The organism is Paenibacillus sp. FSL R5-0378 (assembly GCF_038009285.1).
Classification (GTDB): Bacteria; Bacillota; Bacilli; order Paenibacillales; family Paenibacillaceae; genus Paenibacillus_AQ; species Paenibacillus_AQ favisporus.
On record NZ_JBBPAY010000001.1, the window covers coordinates 3172564 to 3188751 of the forward strand.

18 protein-coding genes are annotated in these 16188 nt (G+C 54.4%); 13 read left to right on the forward strand and 5 right to left on the reverse strand.

Annotated elements, in window-relative coordinates; all coding sequences use genetic code 11:
* Positions 1 to 23 precede the first annotated feature (23 nt).
* The 4 genes from rpiA to MKY74_RS14765 are packed head-to-tail and all read left to right on the forward strand — an operon-like array spanning position 24 to position 1895.
* Complete coding sequence (gene rpiA, locus MKY74_RS14750; RefSeq protein ID WP_208629254.1) at positions 24 to 704, forward strand: ribose-5-phosphate isomerase RpiA; 681 nt, start codon at positions 24 to 26, stop codon at positions 702 to 704.
* Between the two features lie 40 nt (positions 705 to 744).
* Positions 745 to 1176, forward strand: coding sequence for a VanZ family protein (locus MKY74_RS14755; protein WP_084203773.1), 432 nt, complete (start codon positions 745 to 747; stop codon positions 1174 to 1176).
* A gap of 57 nt (positions 1177 to 1233) precedes the next feature.
* The gene (locus tag MKY74_RS14760; RefSeq protein WP_076168391.1) at positions 1234 to 1701 is read left to right on the forward strand and encodes a MarR family winged helix-turn-helix transcriptional regulator; all 468 of its coding nucleotides are present in this window, start codon (positions 1234 to 1236) and stop codon (positions 1699 to 1701) included.
* Positions 1698 to 1895: a YwbE family protein gene (locus tag MKY74_RS14765; protein ID WP_076168389.1), complete on the forward strand. Its 198-nt coding sequence runs from the start codon at positions 1698 to 1700 to the stop codon at positions 1893 to 1895. Before MKY74_RS14760 ends, MKY74_RS14765 begins: the two co-directional genes overlap by 4 nt.
* A 121-nt stretch (positions 1896 to 2016) precedes the next feature.
* On the opposite strand, the gene MKY74_RS14770 is transcribed toward MKY74_RS14765, so the two are convergent.
* Positions 2017 to 2316: a hypothetical protein gene (locus MKY74_RS14770; protein WP_076169568.1), complete on the reverse strand. Its 300-nt coding sequence runs from the start codon at positions 2314 to 2316 to the stop codon at positions 2017 to 2019.
* A 101-nt stretch (positions 2317 to 2417) separates the two neighbouring features.
* Positions 2418 to 3266: a helix-turn-helix transcriptional regulator gene (locus MKY74_RS14775; RefSeq protein WP_076168387.1), complete on the reverse strand. Its 849-nt coding sequence runs from the start codon at positions 3264 to 3266 to the stop codon at positions 2418 to 2420.
* 238 nt (positions 3267 to 3504) lie between these two features.
* Between MKY74_RS14775 and fabF the strand changes: the two genes are divergently transcribed.
* From fabF to MKY74_RS14815, 8 genes are all read left to right on the forward strand, one after another.
* Positions 3505 to 4743 carry a beta-ketoacyl-ACP synthase II gene (gene fabF, locus MKY74_RS14780; protein WP_076168385.1) on the forward strand — a complete coding sequence of 413 codons (1239 nt, stop codon included), beginning with the start codon at positions 3505 to 3507 and terminating at the stop codon, positions 4741 to 4743.
* A gap of 131 nt (positions 4744 to 4874) precedes the next feature.
* Positions 4875 to 5321 (forward strand): zinc ribbon domain-containing protein, encoded by a 447-nt coding sequence (locus MKY74_RS14785; protein ID WP_076168383.1) that lies wholly within the window; start codon positions 4875 to 4877, stop codon positions 5319 to 5321.
* Positions 5322 to 5426: 105 nt separating this feature from the next.
* Positions 5427 to 6143, forward strand: a complete 717-nt coding sequence (locus MKY74_RS14790; protein WP_076168381.1) for a class I SAM-dependent methyltransferase — start codon at positions 5427 to 5429, stop codon at positions 6141 to 6143.
* A gap of 302 nt (positions 6144 to 6445) precedes the next feature.
* Entirely contained in the window at positions 6446 to 6874 is a 429-nt protein-coding gene (locus tag MKY74_RS14795) for a GNAT family N-acetyltransferase (protein WP_076168379.1), read from the forward strand.
* A 180-nt stretch (positions 6875 to 7054) separates the two neighbouring features.
* Complete coding sequence (locus MKY74_RS14800) at positions 7055 to 7564, forward strand: sigma-70 family RNA polymerase sigma factor (RefSeq protein ID WP_084203854.1); 510 nt, start codon at positions 7055 to 7057, stop codon at positions 7562 to 7564.
* On the forward strand, positions 7536 to 7886 hold the full coding sequence (locus tag MKY74_RS14805; protein WP_076168375.1) for a hypothetical protein: 351 nt from the start codon (positions 7536 to 7538) through the stop codon (positions 7884 to 7886). The genes MKY74_RS14800 and MKY74_RS14805 overlap by 29 nt, the downstream gene beginning before the upstream one ends.
* Positions 7870 to 10128, forward strand: a complete 2259-nt coding sequence (locus MKY74_RS14810; protein WP_144025360.1) for a carboxypeptidase-like regulatory domain-containing protein — start codon at positions 7870 to 7872, stop codon at positions 10126 to 10128. Before MKY74_RS14805 ends, MKY74_RS14810 begins: the two co-directional genes overlap by 17 nt.
* Positions 10129 to 10248: 120 nt before the next feature.
* Complete coding sequence (locus MKY74_RS14815) at positions 10249 to 10884, forward strand: GDSL-type esterase/lipase family protein (protein ID WP_076168370.1); 636 nt, start codon at positions 10249 to 10251, stop codon at positions 10882 to 10884.
* Between the two features lie 66 nt (positions 10885 to 10950).
* Here the strand turns inward: MKY74_RS14815 and MKY74_RS14820 are convergent, their stop codons facing one another.
* The 3 genes from MKY74_RS14820 to MKY74_RS14830 form a co-directional block, all read right to left on the reverse strand.
* Positions 10951 to 11619 (reverse strand): tetratricopeptide repeat protein, encoded by a 669-nt coding sequence (locus tag MKY74_RS14820; protein ID WP_076168368.1) that lies wholly within the window; start codon positions 11617 to 11619, stop codon positions 10951 to 10953.
* A 45-nt stretch (positions 11620 to 11664) separates the two neighbouring features.
* Positions 11665 to 13650 (reverse strand): GTP-binding protein, encoded by a 1986-nt coding sequence (locus MKY74_RS14825; protein WP_076168364.1) that lies wholly within the window; start codon positions 13648 to 13650, stop codon positions 11665 to 11667.
* 115 nt (positions 13651 to 13765) lie between these two features.
* On the reverse strand, positions 13766 to 14191 hold the full coding sequence (locus MKY74_RS14830; RefSeq protein WP_076168358.1) for a hypothetical protein: 426 nt from the start codon (positions 14189 to 14191) through the stop codon (positions 13766 to 13768).
* A gap of 237 nt (positions 14192 to 14428) precedes the next feature.
* On the opposite strand from MKY74_RS14830, the gene MKY74_RS14835 reads away from it, so the two are divergent.
* Positions 14429 to 16099 carry a glycoside hydrolase family 13 protein gene (locus MKY74_RS14835; protein WP_076168356.1) on the forward strand — a complete coding sequence of 557 codons (1671 nt, stop codon included), beginning with the start codon at positions 14429 to 14431 and terminating at the stop codon, positions 16097 to 16099.
* Positions 16100 to 16188: the final 89 nt, after the last annotated feature.

The window sequence follows — 16188 nt, forward strand, 5'->3', positions numbered from 1 at the left end:
ATACCAAGGAGATGATGAGGAAGATGAATCTGAAGAAAATGGCTGCGGAAAAAGCGGTTGAATACGTTGAGGACGGCATGCGTGTCGGTCTGGGGACAGGCTCCACCGCTTACTGGGCGATCAAGAGAATCGGTGAACGCGTCAGGGAAGGGATGACGATACAGGCCGTGGCGACCTCCAAGGCTTCGGAGAAGCTGGCGGCCGAGGAAGGGATTCCGCTGGTGCCTTTTCACCAATTGGACGGGCTGGACCTGACTATTGACGGTGCAGACGAAGTCAATCCGGAACTGAGCCTGATTAAAGGCGGGGGCGGAGCGCTGCTGCGGGAAAAAATCGTTGCCTACCACAGCAAGCAGCTGATCATTATTGCCGATGAGCACAAAGTAGTGAATACGCTGGGCGCATTTCCCCTCCCGGTGGAGATCATCCCGTTTGCGCATGAATGGACGCTGGGATCGCTGGAGAAGCTCGGATGCAGCCCGCAGCTGCGCACCGATAACGACCAGCTGTACGTCACCGACAACGGGAACTATATCGCCGATTGCCGCTTCGGGGAGATTGCCGATCCTGCGAAGCTGCATCAGCAGCTGTTATACATTCCGGGCGTGGTGGACAACGGGTTGTTCATTGGAATGGCGGACCGGGCGGTCATCGCCGACAGCGACGGAACGGTGAAAATCATGGAGCGTCCGTTAAACCGGTAGGTCCGGCGCATTTCATGAAACAACCGGTATTGTCCGCTGCATGGCGAAATCTGCTGACCGTGTTGATCGTCGTTTATACGCTTCTTCTCCTCTATTCCTGGGGTTCGGACGGAGCCCGGGTTCATCCTTTCATTATAATGTGATTCCTTTGCGGACGATCCGGCTGTACATTCAGTATGGCTGGACCATGTCCCCGAAAATATGGATCATCAATTTGTTCGGCAATATGGCGGTGTTCGTCCCTTTCGGCCTCCTGCTGCCGCAGCTGATCCGGAAGCTGCAGTCGTGGCTTGTGCTTACGGCCGTCTTCGTTCCGTCCATCCTGGTCGTGGAATGGGCGCAGATGCTGCTGCGGGTCGGCAGCTTTGACGTGGATGACGTGATCCTGAATACGGCGGGCGTGTGGATCGGATGGATGATCTCCAGCATTTGGCGGGAACGGATCGGCATAAAAAGAGGAACAAAGGTTTGACATCATCGCGTCTTTCGATTATCTTAGCATTAAGATAGCGCGTTTGGAGGTTTTTACATGGCTGGTAAAACTAGCAACGATGAATTGTCCCTGGATTTATTTATTGTCCTTGCCCGCGCCTATAATTCAGTAGTTGCCCACTCCATTCGTGATATTCAAAGCCACGGTTTGAATTCAACGGAATTTGGAGTCCTGGATCTGCTGTATCACAAAGGGCCCCAACCACTGCAAAAAATCGGGGAGAAGGTATTGATATCCAGCGGGAACATTACGTACGTGGCGGATAAGCTGCAGAAAAAGAATCTGCTTGTCCGCAAGGCGTCGCCGGACGACCGACGGGTCATATTTGCAGATCTGACGGATGAGGGGAGAGCATTCTTTCAGAGTATTTTTCCTCAGCATCAGCAGGTTCTGGTCCGCGCGGTGGAAGATCTGGACAGCGAAGAGAAGATGCAGGCGATTCAGCTTCTGCGCAAGCTCGGATTGTCGGCAGAGCGGAAATTCAAGGAGAGTGGGGCTATATGAACGGACAGCTTCGCGCAAACATCAGGCCCGGACTCGAGGTCGATATCGTACTGAAGCAGGACCAGCGTACAGGCAAAAGAACACGCGGCATCGTGAAGGATATCCTGACCAATTCCGCCCAGCATCCGCACGGCATTAAGGTCAGGCTGACGGACGGGCAGGTCGGCCGGGTGCAGGAAATCATCACGCCATAAAGTGTTAGGAACGGAACCATCTTGGCAGTCGTGCTGAAGCATGAAAAACAGCCGCTGCCCGCCGGAAGGGCGGGAGCGGCTGTTTTTCTTTTTGTATTGGTGACCGTTATTCCTCGGGCGGTCACAGATGAAACCGTTCAACCTGATCCCACTGCTTTTCTTTGCGCAAAATTTCGCGCTGTTTTGGCCCGATCAGGTCAAAATGGGGAAAAGGAGAGCGGTTGTGTATATATTTCGGTGAAAGTCCGTGGCTGACGCACCAGCCGGCGAGCTGGTCCAAATCCGAGCAGCCGACCTTGGTCACCGTCGTCATCCCGGGAAAACGCGGGTCCAGCCAGTAGTGCGTCAAATACGCGATTTCTCCCCGGCTGACCGCCTCCTTCCACCGGTTCAGTTCAATGCGGTTAATTCCAAAAGCCATCCTGTATTCATCCCCATCTATTTCGTCATTCGTCTTCAGATATGATTCGTACGTCTTCGCACATTTCCAGTTATTCCGCCTGGCAAATTCCTGCATGCCGATTAAGCGTCTGCCGTACGCTGCATCAGACGCTTCAGCTTGGTTTCGGTCGGAGATCCGGCGCATGGCGTATAGATGCTGCAGCGCAAATCGCTTCCGCCCTGTACCTGCAGCGACGTTAAATCGAACAGCATCTTTCCGGCTTTGGCATGCCTGAACTCAATCAGTACCTCCGGCGCCGAGCTGACCTGGCTCTGTTTCCACAGCGTCAGGAATTCGGGATCGGTATTCTCCATTTCCCGCAGAAACTGCTCATACCATTCGTCATCGACGTACTGCCCGTAATACGCGCGAAAAATCGACAAAAACCCCATAATAAAATGCTCCCAGTTAACCGCCAGCCTCCGCATCTCCTTGCGGGTAAACAGAAGGCGGATCAGGTTCCGCTCCTCGGGCGGAATCTGGGTAAAGTCGAGAAACACGTGGGCGGCCGCTTCATTCCAGCCGACAATCTGGAAACGCCGGTCGGAGATGATGGTTGGACAGTAGTGGAGCTCGTCCACGATTTTTTGAAGCGCCGGACTGATCTGCGGGTGCTCCTGCTGAATCGGGGCGGCAGCGGAGCCGCTCTCCAGGGCGAGCGAAAACAAATATTTCCGCTCGTCCGCTGTCAACCGGAGCGCGGACGCGACGCAGTCAAGCACTGAGGCGGACACTTTGATGTCCCGTCCCTGTTCAAGCCAAGTATACCAGGTGCTGCTGACCCCGGCGAGCTGTGCCACTTCTTCCCGCCGGAGTCCGGGCGTCCGCCGGCGGGTGCCCTGCGGAAGTCCGACCGTTTCCGGCTGCAGCTTGGCCCGCTGGTTTTTCAGAAAAGCGGAAAGCGCATTAAGCCGTGCCTGCTGGTTCATCTGTTCTTGCACCTCTTTCAAAGTTAAGACCCATTTGCAGGTCTAGATTGAGTTCTATTTGCAGATCTGTTTGCACATCCAATGATAAGTTCCATCGTAGGTTCCGCTGCCATCCGGGTGTTTCTTATGATGGTGTTCATTATGATGGTGTTGCTTATACTAGGATAAACTATAACTTGTAATAGGATAAATGCTATGGAAAAATGATATCATAATTTGAGTTTGGGAGGAATACCAGATGGAGAAGGTTGTCGTTACAGGAATGGGGCTTGTTTCACCGTTGGGCAGCACGGTGCCCGGCTTTTGGAATGCCATGATCCGAGGCGAGTCGGGAATATCCCGGATCGATGCGTTTGATACGTCGCACATGAAGGCTTCCGTCGCCGGCATCGTGCGGGACTTTGATGCGGAGGCGAGGTTCGGCCGCAAGGAAGCCCGGCGGATGGACCGTTTCTGCCAGTTTGCGCTGGCGGCGGCCGAGGACGCGCTCAAGGATGCGGAACTGGACATGGACCGCCTGGATAAGGAGCGGACGGGTGTGTACGTCGGCTCCGGTATCGGAGGCATCGGGACATTGATGGAGCAGGGGGACGTTCTTCGTTCCCGGGGACCGGAACGGGTCAGCCCGCTGCTCGTCCCGATGATCATCTCGAATATGGCCGCGGCGACGATCAGCATCCGGTTCGGCTTCACCGGACCTACGATGTCGCCGGTTACGGCATGCTCGATCGGGAATACAAGCATCGGAGAGGCGTTCCGGCTGATCCGCTCGGGCGGTGCGGACGTCATGATTGCCGGCGGCGCGGAAGCGGCCATTTCCGAAATTTCGATGGCGAGCTTCGGCAATGCTACGGCCCTGTCGGCATGGGACGGGGATCCGAAGCTGGCAAGCCGCCCGTTCGATGCTGGCCGCGACGGGTTCGTCATGGGCGAAGGCGCGGGCATCCTGGTGCTGGAGTCGCTATCCCACGCCCGCAGCCGGAACGCCCACATATATGCGGAGGTAGCCGGATATGGGGCGACTTCGGATGCCTATCATATTGTCGCTTCCCATCCGGAAGGCATCGGAGCCTACAACGCGATGAGGCTTGCCCTTCAGGAAGCCGCCGTCCGTCCAGAGGACATCGATGTGGTCAGCGCTCATGCTACGAGTACGGAAGTCGGTGACAAGTCCGAGACGCAGGCCATCAAGCGCTTGTTCGGCGAGGCGGCTTACCGTGTGCCGGTGACGGCGAACAAATCGATGCTGGGACATATGTTTGGAGCTTCCGGCGGCGCTCAGGCCATCGCTTTGGTACAGATGCTGCTGGAAGGCGTGATACCACCGACGATCAATCTCCGGGAAGCGGACCCGGATTGCGACCTGGATTATGTTCCGAATACCGCGCGCACCGCTGAAGTCAAAATCGGCATGTCCAATTCCTTCGGTTTTGGCGGTCATAACGCCGTCATCGTTTTGAAGCGATTCGAAGCGTAACGAAGGGTGGATCCCTTCCCCCGGGCTTCTCTTTGGCGGCCAATGCCTCGAGCCCCAGTCCTCTGGACCGATATGGTATGATGGGGATATCTATCCATAAGTCAGAAACCCATAACTGGAGGGGATGAGAATTGGCCGTCAAAATTTGTCCGAAGTGCGGGGAATCCAATCCGGAGCAGGCGTGGACCTGCGTACGCTGCGGCAGTTCCCTGCAGAATGCCGAAGTGGCCGGAACTCCGGATGCCGACAAAAGGGCGGGCATATCGCTCGGACGCGATGAGAGCATCTGCCCTGCATGCGGTGAACAGCTCGAGCCGGGCGCGAGAAAGTGCAAGTTTTGCGGGACGACGATCTATAAGAAGCCCGCTGCACCGATTTATGATGAACCGGATGAAGATCCGTTTAGACCAAGCGCGGTGTCGATCATTTTGCTGATTCTGGCGACGGTGGTGTTTCCTCCGGCCGGTCTCATCATAGGCGGGGTGGCCGTCGTTCTCGGCGATCCGGATAAACGGATCGCCGGGCAGCTGTTGATGGTTCTCGGGCTGATTGTGATTGCGGTGAAGTACTTTTTTTAATGAGTCGCCATCATTTTCTAGAAGAAATTCGGCTGCCAGCCTGGTCGGGGTCTCCTGCCTTGGGTATATCTTAAGTAGAAGCTTGTTAACTTAGGAGGCTGGCCGATGAACAAAGAACATTTTGAAGCAGCAAGGGCTTCGGAAGCGGAGTACCATCAGCGCTTTTACGAAGATAACGATCTGTTTGAACAGGGTACCTGGATGGCTCAGCCGGGAGCGGTCGTCATGGAAATGCTGGAGCGGCTGCTCCAGCATCGCGAGGATGCGCAGGTGCTGGATCTCGGCTGCGGCGTCGGCCGCAACACGATTCCGGTCGCCGAGCGGTTGTGCGGAACCCGGAGCCGGGTGGTCGGGGTGGATCTATTGGAGGATGCCGCTGCCAAGCTTAAGGAAAACGCAGTGGAATTCGGTGTACAGCAGCTGGTTGAATCTGTGGCCGCCGATGTGGAGCATTACGCGATCGAGGCGAATGCCTACGATTACATCATTGCGTGCTCGGCACTGGAGCATACGTCATCGCGTGACGCCCTGGAACGGGTGCTGGACCGGATGAAGCGCGGGACGCGGACCGGCGGAATCCACTGTATCACCATGAGCACGGACGTAGAGGAAGTCGACCGGGTAACCGGAGAAGTTCGGAAGGGATTAATCGAGACCAATTTGGCGCAGCAGGACGCTATGGCTTTGCTTCAGCAGCATTACCGGGATTGGAACATCCTGATCGAACGGGTGGTACCGCAGAGCATCGAGGAAGTGAAGGATGGGCGCAGCATCGACTTTCGCTGTTCCCTGATCACATTTGCCGCACAGAAGATCCGATAAAACCGATGTGCGTGCGGCTGCAGCCCTCCTACGCCGCTTAACTGTTTGATCAAGATATGAGATCTATCCAACCTTTGCCCCATGACAGCCAGCGGCTGACGGGGCTTTTTTTCGCTCAAATACGCTAGGGTTGGAAATCCGATGTCATGGAGACGTCAGGAGGAGTTCTGCTTGCTCCAGGGCCACCCTGCAGATTCGGTCCGGTTGAAATTTACGCGCAGACAAGGTACAGTAACGAAACAGAATTCTTTTTGCCATGATAGGGCAGAGCAGTGAATGTGAATTTACAGGAGGCAGAACCTATGCTGTTAAATATCAAAAATTACATACGCAAGCCGGAGACGATGGAGCTCATCTCCTATGCGGTTTTTCCCGATGACCGGTCGATTGAGCAGGCGATCCAGCAGTACGAGGCCAACGACGCCTGGCAGCTGTACGGTTTTGAAGACGGGGAACTTCTAGTCGGGTTGATCGGTTTTGAAAAGATGGATGATACCTTGCTGATCCGCCATATTTCGGTCATTCCGGAAAACCGCGGGCTCGGATACGGAAGGGGCATGATCCTGGAAGTGCTGACGCAGGAAAAGCCCGTCAGGGTCGTAGCGGAGACGGATGAGGAGGCGGTCGACTTTTACCGCAGCATCGGATTTGAGGTGCACAGCCTGGGCGAACTGTTCCCGGGAGTGGAGCGTTTCCGCTGCGTATACGAAGCCGAAGAGGATGAGGAATAAAACGGCATATCGGATGAAAATAACGAGAGCCGGTTCCGGAAAGGGACCGGTTTTTTGGCGTTTTTCCTTTTTTTGCAACCTGAACGGGTTTGGGTGCATCTTTATAGTAGAGGGGAGGTAGCCGTACTGGACGTAATCGGGAGACTGAAGCAAAAAGATGAGGCGGCACTTCAATGGATTATGCGTCAATTCGGTGACGAGCTGTTGCGAACGGCGTTTCTTCTGCTCCGTGACAGGTATGATGCCGAGGAAGCGGTCCAGGACAGTTTTATTCAAGCCTTTCGGCATATCGAACAACTTCAGGATGAGAGCAAGCTTAGGAACTGGCTGATCCGCATTGTCGTGAACAGATGCAGAATGAAGCAGCGTGCCTGGTCGTGGAGACGGTTCTTGCCCTCGCCGCGGATGGAGGAAATGATGGGAGGATTTCCTACCCCCGGCCCGGAAGAGAAGCTCCTGACGAAGTGGAGGAACGAAGGTCTGAGCCAAGCCATTCATAGGCTGAAATACATCTACCGCGAAAGCATTACGCTTTACTATTTTAATGAGATGAGCGTGTCCGACATTGCCGGTTACCTACAGCTTAGCGAGAACACCGTCAAGGCTCGATTGGCCCGCGGACGCCAACAATTGCAGCAGATGCTGGAACAGGAGGAGCTTGATGCGAAAAACAGAACAGCTTTTGATTAAACGGACTTTGGAGCAGGAGCTATCCGAAATTCGGTTTACCCAAGCTGCGGAAGTACTGAGAGCAACCCATCCACGGAGCTGGAGAGACCGGGTGCGGGCTTTTTTGAACAAAGAACTGCAACTGCCGCTTGTGCCGCTGGGGACAGCCCCATTGTTCCTTCTGGCTGCGTTGTTCGTATACCATTTGGCCGAGCAGCCGAAAACTCATCCTGGCGGGCCACAGCAGCATCTTCGTGAATTGATTGAAGAAGGCGGAAGCTATTATTGGAAAGACGAATATGAGCGGAAGGTGAATAGGCTTGAAGGTGACCATCAAAGTTAAGCATTTGATTTTGTCCGCTGCTGTCTTTCTCCTGCTCGTATCTGGATCTCTGGTCGCCCTTTCCCGTCAAAGCCTCCCGTCTCAAAACACTGATCAGGCGGTGGGGAGCAGCTTGAGCAAGCAGGAGGTTTTCAAGCGGATTCGGGAATCGGAGGATGAACAGAAGTGGACATATATTCGCAATTACCTGATCGGCAGGGAGGGAGCCGAGCTGACAAACAGCTACGACATATATGTCGGGCCGGGAACTTCGGAATGGAGCTCGGTAACGGATGAGGGACAGGGGCAGCTGCCCCCCATCACGTTGAAGGAAAAATTCCCCTATTTGGAGGCTTATGTAGAATCGGGGCCCGCAGATTTTCATTTGGCCGGAGCGGCGTTGCTTCTATCGTACTATTACGAAGGAGCGGGGCAATGGAAAAAAACGATCGAGCTGCTGGAACGTACCGAAGAACGGCTGCCTGCTTCACAGTTGTATGCCGCTCAGAAGGTGAAAATAAGAATGGCCGAGGTCGCGGGAAACCATGGAGACATGGATATTTTTCGGCAGATCAGCGCCGATTTATCCCGCGAGCTTAAACAAAATCCAGACACTCGCATCGTGGAGAAGTTCAGCTGGCTTCAGACCAGATATCTGGGCGGAAACGAAAATATTCAGCAATATTTGAAAGCACTAAAAAAATGGGAAGGATCCCCGGTCGATGGAAGCGGGAAACAACCAACGGTGATCTTGGAGCAGCCCCCTCTGCTGAAACAGGGATTGCAAAAGCTTGCTGACTCAAGAGCGGACCGGCTGCCTGAAGTGTCCGGTACGCTGAAGAGAAGCGACGGTTCACCGGTCGCCTATGCTGGCGTTTATTTGCGGACGAAGGACAGTGTACAAGGAAGCCTCCAGTCGGATGAACCTTACCAAACGATGACCAACGGGAAGGGGGAATATACGATCAAAGGGGTGCTTCCAGGAAGCTACCAGCTGTATTTGGGGCTTGAATTGGACCAGATCAGCGGGTGGACTTGGCCTGCGGAATCCAATGAATGGATTCGTGTTGGACTTCAGGATGTAACCCGGGATGCCGTTTTACAGCCGCTGCTGGAATTGGATTTTCCTGTTAACCAGACGACGGTCCGCGAAGATCGGATCACCTTTGCATGGGAGCCTGTACCGAGGGCCGCTTATTACGATATATACCTCGGAGTGCAGATTCATTCAGGTTCGTTCAGCCAGCCGGTGAAAACGAAGGTTGACACAACCCGAACAACGATAAAGACCGAGGAACTCTATCATCTGCTAAGCGGTATTTCATCCTATTCAGATCAGGACGGGAAGATGGTCACGGATCCGCTGTCCCTGCTCGGGTTCTCCAATCCGGAAAACCGCTTCTTCTGGACCGTGAATGCGTATGACAAAGGTGGCCATCTGCTCACCCGAAGTGACGGGTATCGCGTCGGAAACGACAAAATCGGAAACCTGCCATTCTTTTATCTGAAGGAGAGAGAATTGACACAGGCGGACCGCACGCTCCTGGCAGGGAATCTGGATCAGGCCATGAAACAATATGAGCAGGCATACAAGGACGATCCGGCCGATACGCACAGCCTTCATATGCTGATCGTGATGATTGATGCACAAATATCCGAACACCGATCCAACGGATCGGATTCCTTCAACCGAGAAAACGCCGAAAAACAGCAAGAGACTTATTTGAAGGAAATGGTTCTGCTTCATCCGACCTCCGGATATTTGTCGAGACTGACAGACTATTACTATAAGAAAAAGGATTGGCAGGCCTACAATGCCTATTTCAAACTTTATGAAAAAGTGGCAGCGGGAGACTCATGGGATGTTGATCTGTCGACCCATGCGATGGCCATGATGAGACAGGGGAAGCTGAAGGAAGCGGAGGCATTATTGATTCAATCGATGGAGGATGATCCCTCGCATCGAAGGGTCGGACAGTACCTTTCCCTGGTTCTGTACCGGGAATGTTCCTTTAAAACGGCTAAGCAGCTAGCCGGTTCGTACCCTAACCTAGCTTCAAACGAGTCAAACGATTGGGAGCGCATGGTGGAAAGTATGGAAGAAGAGGCAGCTTCCAATGCTGATTATGACAAAGCTATACACAAGTATCTTGGATGGTACCTTCAGGATCAGCAGGAACTGTTGGACGCATGGCTGCGAAAAAGGGATCCATCGTACCTGGCTTTGAGGGCATTTATTCAAGCCCTTCAGAACAGCGAGTGAAATATTCGGGGTCCCTTCTCCCTGAAAATCAAAAATCCCGCGCATGGTCCCGTTTCGCTCCCAGGCCCGGATACATATACTGCAGTAAGCAGCTTATGAGTCAGAAGGGGGGCGAAGGCTTTGGTGTATTCATACACTGCGATAGGGGATTCATTGACCGTCGGTTTTGGAGCCTTGCCGGGAAACGGTTTTGTTCCAGTGTATCGGGGGATGGCGGAGCAGCATGTAAGAGCTTTTGTAGCTTATGAAAATTTTGGTGTAAACGGGTTGACGACGTCAGGCTTGTATGAGCACATCTCCAGAAATGGGGCGATGCGGCAGGCGATCAAGCAGGCGGAGATCATTACGATTTCAATTGGCGGCAACGATCTGATCCGGGCGGCCAAAAGCGCACCGTTCGGCTCGAAGGCTTCCCAGCATTTCAACCAAGCGCTGAGCCAGTGCAAAACGAATGTGTCGGGAATTCTTCGCACGATCAACCAATTAAAAGGCGGGGGCCAGGGCCCTTACATTATTCGCGCCGTAGGCTTGTACAACCCGTACCCGCAGGTTGAAGAGGCGGGTTACTGGGTACAGCAGTATAACCGTTTTTTAAACGGATACGCCGGCGGAAACCTGGGGGTGGCCAACATTTACGGTTCCTTTCAGGGAAGGGAAAGGGAACTGCTGTCGCTTGACCATCTGCATCCCAACGGCAGGGGTTACCGGGTGATTGCGGAACAGCTTAACGGGTTGGGGTACCGGCCTTTGGCCTAAAGCAGCCCGGCACCAAAAAACAGACCCGGCAATCGGGTCTGTTTTTTTGCTGCTCCGGCCCCGCACTCACTTGCGAAGCATGCTGAGGACGGCCCACTTTCGTTCCTGGCGCTTTTTGTACTTGGGCAGCGCCCGGTACAGATCGATCGATTCCTGGAACGCCGCTTTGGCTTCCTGGGTCCGGCCAAGGGATTTGTACATCATCCCGAGCAGGTAGTAGCCTTCACAGGAGGAGGACTGGATCTGCTGGAATTCCTGCACGTAGCTCACGGCCTTGGCCTGGTCGGTGCTCTTATAAATATCCGCCAGCCTCAGATAAGGGCGGCCGTATTTGACGCGGGGGTTCAGCTCAAGCGCGCGCAAGATGTGCTGCTCACCCTCCTGGATGCGCCCAAGCTTGAGCTTGACGGTACCGATGTCATCCCAATATTCGGCGGAATCCTCGGACTGGGTTTCGATGGATTCCAGCAGGCGTAGCGCCTCAGGATACTTTTTCCGTTCGATCAGCAGGCGGGCGAGCTCGTGCTTGGAGGAGACATCGCTGGGGCTCATCGTCACGTGGGCTCTCAGCTTGGATATCCGGTTCATCCGTTTAAAGGGCTTGGTCACGCTCGGAAAAATGCCCACAAATTTTCTGTCCAGCAAGTAGACGATGATCAGCAGGACAAGGATGGCCAGGAAGGGGTTTCCGAGCAGCCGGGCCAGTATGAAAAACAGGGCGATTTTAATAAACATAAATCCTCCTTATGAAAAACGCCGGGCCAGGCTGCAGCGAGCAGCCTATTGGCTCGACAGTGCGCTTCGTACGCTTAAAATGTATTTCGATTGATCCAGCGGATTGACGCCCCGTCTCTGGCGGGCGGCATTGGTTTCCGGCGGGGCTTCCTGATATCCGGCAAAAGAGGATGCCATCACGCCGCGGCCGCCGGTCATAGACCGCAGCTTCACCGGAAATTCGAGCGAAGTCGCCGCCGGAATGATGCCTTCGACCATAAAGCGTCCGTGCAGGATGGATGGCGGCTCAAATTCCGCGCGCATCTGCACCAGGTCGCTGAGAATTTTGCCCCCGTATTCCTCGGGGGTGGTGATGCGGAACCGAAGCATCGGCTCCAGCAGGGTCGTGCCCGTCGCGGCCAAGCCGTTCATGATGCCCATCGGCGTGGCGACGACAAAATCGAGCGGGTGCGTATGCCATACATGATGCTCTCCTTCAACGAGGGTTACCCTGAGGTCGGTGACCTCCCAACCCAGCAGCCCCTGCTGCAGGGCCTCCGGCACGCGCCGTTCCACCTCGTTCTGGTAACTCGTCAGCAGATCTTCGCTCCGTACCTGGGCGCTGTATACGAGGCCGCTCCCGCGGGGGAGCGGTTCGATCGTGAACCGGAGCACGGCCCAGCACGGCTTGGGCATCGTATAGGCGATAAAGCCTTCACCGGATTGGCTCGGAGTTTCCTTATAAATTACGGAAGGCTGGCCGAACCGGACCTTCAGGCCGAAACGGCTCTCCAGCTGGCTGGACAAAATTTCGAGCTGGATGGAGCCCATCACTTTAAGATGGAGCTCCCGCTCGCTCGGAAGCCACTGCAGATCAAGCAGCGGATCCTCGTCGGTGAGCTCCTGTAGCGCCTCTACCAAGTCCTGATAGCGCGCTTCTTCCTCGGGCTGCACCTGAACGGTTAGCAGCGGTACGGCGATGGAAGGGGAAGGGGGGATGAGCTCGCTGCTGCCCAGTATATCGCCGATCTTGGATTGGGACAGGCCGTATACCGCGGCGATATCTCCGGCATGAAGCTCTCCCAAATCTGCGAATTTGCGCCCGTCCATTTTCCGGATTTGGGTTACCTTTTCCTGAACGTCCTGCGTCAAATTACGGACGGCGTCTCTGTTTCTCAGAGTGCCATTATAGAGCCGGACGTAGGCGGCGCGTCCCATCGTTTTGTCCCGTTCGATTTTGAACACGACGCCCGACAGCTCGCCTTCATTATCGCCGGTTGGCCCGGGCAAATATGCTGCGGCATGATCAAGCAGCTCCCGGATGCCGATGCCCCTCTGTGATGAGCCGAAGAGGACGGGGAATAACCGGCCCTGACGGGTCAGCCGGGCGAGCATGCTCCGCAGCTCTTCCGGTGCAATCGGCTCCCCTTCGATAACCCGAAAAAGCAGCTCTTCATCCACATCTGCACAGGCCTCCACCAACTGTACGTACTCCGGACGTTCAAGCTCCCCATCCTTGACGGGGTCCAGAATGGAATGCATGCCGGCAAAGTTCTCTGCTTCACCTACCGAAATTTGAAGCGGGACGGCGTGAGGAGAGAGGAGCCGTTTGATTTCATCCAGGACGGAAGCGGCGGACACGCCGGTCCGGTCCATTTTGTTCACGTAAATTAACGTCGGGATGTTTAAGGATCGGAGCGCATGCCACACCGTTTCCGTCTGGGATTGAACGCCCTCGGCCGCGGATACGATGAGGATGGCCCCATCCATGACGCGCATCGACCGCTCCACCTCGGATAGAAAATCGACGTGGCCCGGCGTGTCGATGACGTTGATATGTATGCCTTTCCAATGGAGCGTGGTCGCGGCGGCACGGACGGAGATGCCCCGCTCCCGCTCGACTTCGAGCGAATCGGTCAGCGCCGTTCCTTGATCCACGCTTCCCAATGTGCGGATCGTGCCGCTCTCAAAGAGCATATGCTCGGTCGTGGTCGTTTTACCTGCGTCGATATGGGCAAAAATGCCGATGTTTCTCGTTTCTTTGGTCGTCATAGCGCTGATGCCACCCCGTATGCTTCGGATTATAGTGACTCTATTATAGCATGGGGGAACGATCAAGCAGCCCTTTTCGCGCGAATTCAAGGACTCCGAAAGATTGCTAACCTTTTTATTTTTTCGAGAGTTGAAAGGTGAATTTCCATACGGCCTGGTTTCCCGAATATCGGCCCCGGTTCTCCGTGACCGTCACTTTCATCTCCACCAGCTGGGTTTTCTTTGTCAGCGTGCTGACTTTAATCGATTTCTGAGCTTTGCCTTCGTCCGGGATCTTGTCCTGTTCTTCGGCGTAGGCGTACAGGTTGATCGAACTCACGTTTTTGACGGTGACGGAACTGCCCTCCTCCACTTCCTTACCATTCACAGAAGCCGTGTAATACCACTCATTGCCAACATGCTCGTTCTTAACCAACTGAACGCTCACCAGTTTGACATTCCAGCCGGAAGCGGATGCAGCCAAGGCAGGTGTAGCGCCGGCAACCACGATCAACAGAACGGCAGTGATCCATAAGCCTAATTTTTTGATGAATGAATCCATTGTGTACCGCCTTTCGCTCTAGTCCATATAGAACTTCTTTTAATAAGGTAGACCCCTATCGTACTATACCCCCTTTTGTTAAATTGTTCCATATGCAATTTGGGAAATCAGCGGATAACGGTTTACACGCTGTTTCGTTATAGGCCGCCCTGGTTGGGGTAAGCATAAAAGGATGGAATTCTGCTGCCGCGAGTATGGCATTGGCGGTGTATATGCAAAATGGGAGGAATGTCGAATATGGAACGCACGTGGTGGAAAGAAGCCGTCGTGTATCAGATCTATCCCCGCAGCTTTAAAGACAGTGACGGCGACGGGGTCGGCGATATTCAAGGGATCGTGTCGAAGCTGGACTATTTGCAGGAGCTCGGGGTAGACGTCATCTGGCTCTCTCCGGTCTACAAGTCGCCGAATGACGATAACGGTTACGATATCAGCGATTACTTCGAGATCATGGACGAATTCGGCACGATGCAGGATTGGACGCAGCTGCTGGACGGCTTGCACGAACGCGGAATGAAGCTGCTTATGGATCTGGTCGTCAATCATACCTCGGATGAGCATGCCTGGTTTGCGGAGTCCCGCTCATCCCGGGACAACCCATACCGCGACTATTATATCTGGCGCCCAGGTAAAGGCGGGAATATGCCGCCGAACAACTGGAGGTCCTTTTTCAGCGGGTCGGCCTGGAAATATGATGACACGACCGGAGAATACTATTTGCACCTTTTTTCAAAGAAACAGCCCGACCTGAACTGGGACAATCCGAAGCTCAGGCAGTCGGTGTACGAGATGATGACCTTTTGGCTGGATAAAGGCGTGGATGGCTTCCGCATGGACGTCATCAACCTGATTTCCAAAGTTCCGGGACTTCCAGACGACGGGGAGGACGGACTTGGAGACGGCAGCCCTTATTTTATGAACGGCCCGTATGTGCATGACTATTTGCGGGAGATGAACGAGCAGGTGCTGTCGAAATACGATGTGATGACGGTTGGAGAGACACCGGGCGTATCGGTGGAAGAAGCTCTGAAATATACCGGAGCGGACAGGAAAGAGCTGCAAATGGTGTTTCAATTTGAGCATATGGACGTCGATGCGGGCGACGGCGACAAATGGACCGTGGTCCCATGGACGCTGCAGAAGCTGCGCGGCGTGCTGCATAAATGGCAGACCGGGCTGGCGGAGGACGGGTGGAACAGCTTGTATCTCAACAATCATGACCAGCCGCGGATGGTGTCGAGATTCGGCAATGACGGTGAACACCGGGTTCCATCGGCTAAAATGCTCGCTACGCTGCTGCACACCCTTAAAGGCACGCCTTACATTTATCAAGGTGAGGAGCTCGGCATGACGAACATCCAATTTTCCAGCATTGAAGATTACCGGGATATTGAAATTTTGAACATGTACGAGGAGCGGGTCACGAAGGGGAATGCGGATCCGGGAACGATCATGGAGGCAATCCATGTCAAGGGAAGGGACAATGCGAGAACGCCGATGCAGTGGAACGCCGGGCCCAATGCGGGGTTTACGACAGGTATGCCTTGGATCCGGATTAATCCCAATTACAAGGAAATTAACGCGGAAGCGTCGATGAGCGATCCGGATTCGGTCTTCCGCTATTATCAGCGGCTGATCGCTTTGCGCAAGCAGAATCCCGTGATGGTATACGGGGATTACCAGCTCCTGCTGCAGGATCACGAGCAGATTTATGCGTATACCCGTACTTTGGGCGAGGTGATATGGCTTATCGCTTTGAATTTTTCGGAATCGGCTGCGATCCTTGAACTTGACGACAGGTACAGCGGCATGAAACGGGAGCTGATCATCGGCAACTATCCCGAGGACGGAATGGAACCCGAGCAGCTGCGCCCTTATGAGGCAAGAGTCTACCGGATGTTCACGTAATGTCCGGCTGCTCAAAGAACAGACTTCTCAAAGAACAGACTTCTCAGAACGTACTCTCGCGATGAAGGAAAGCGTCCCGGCCATGGCCG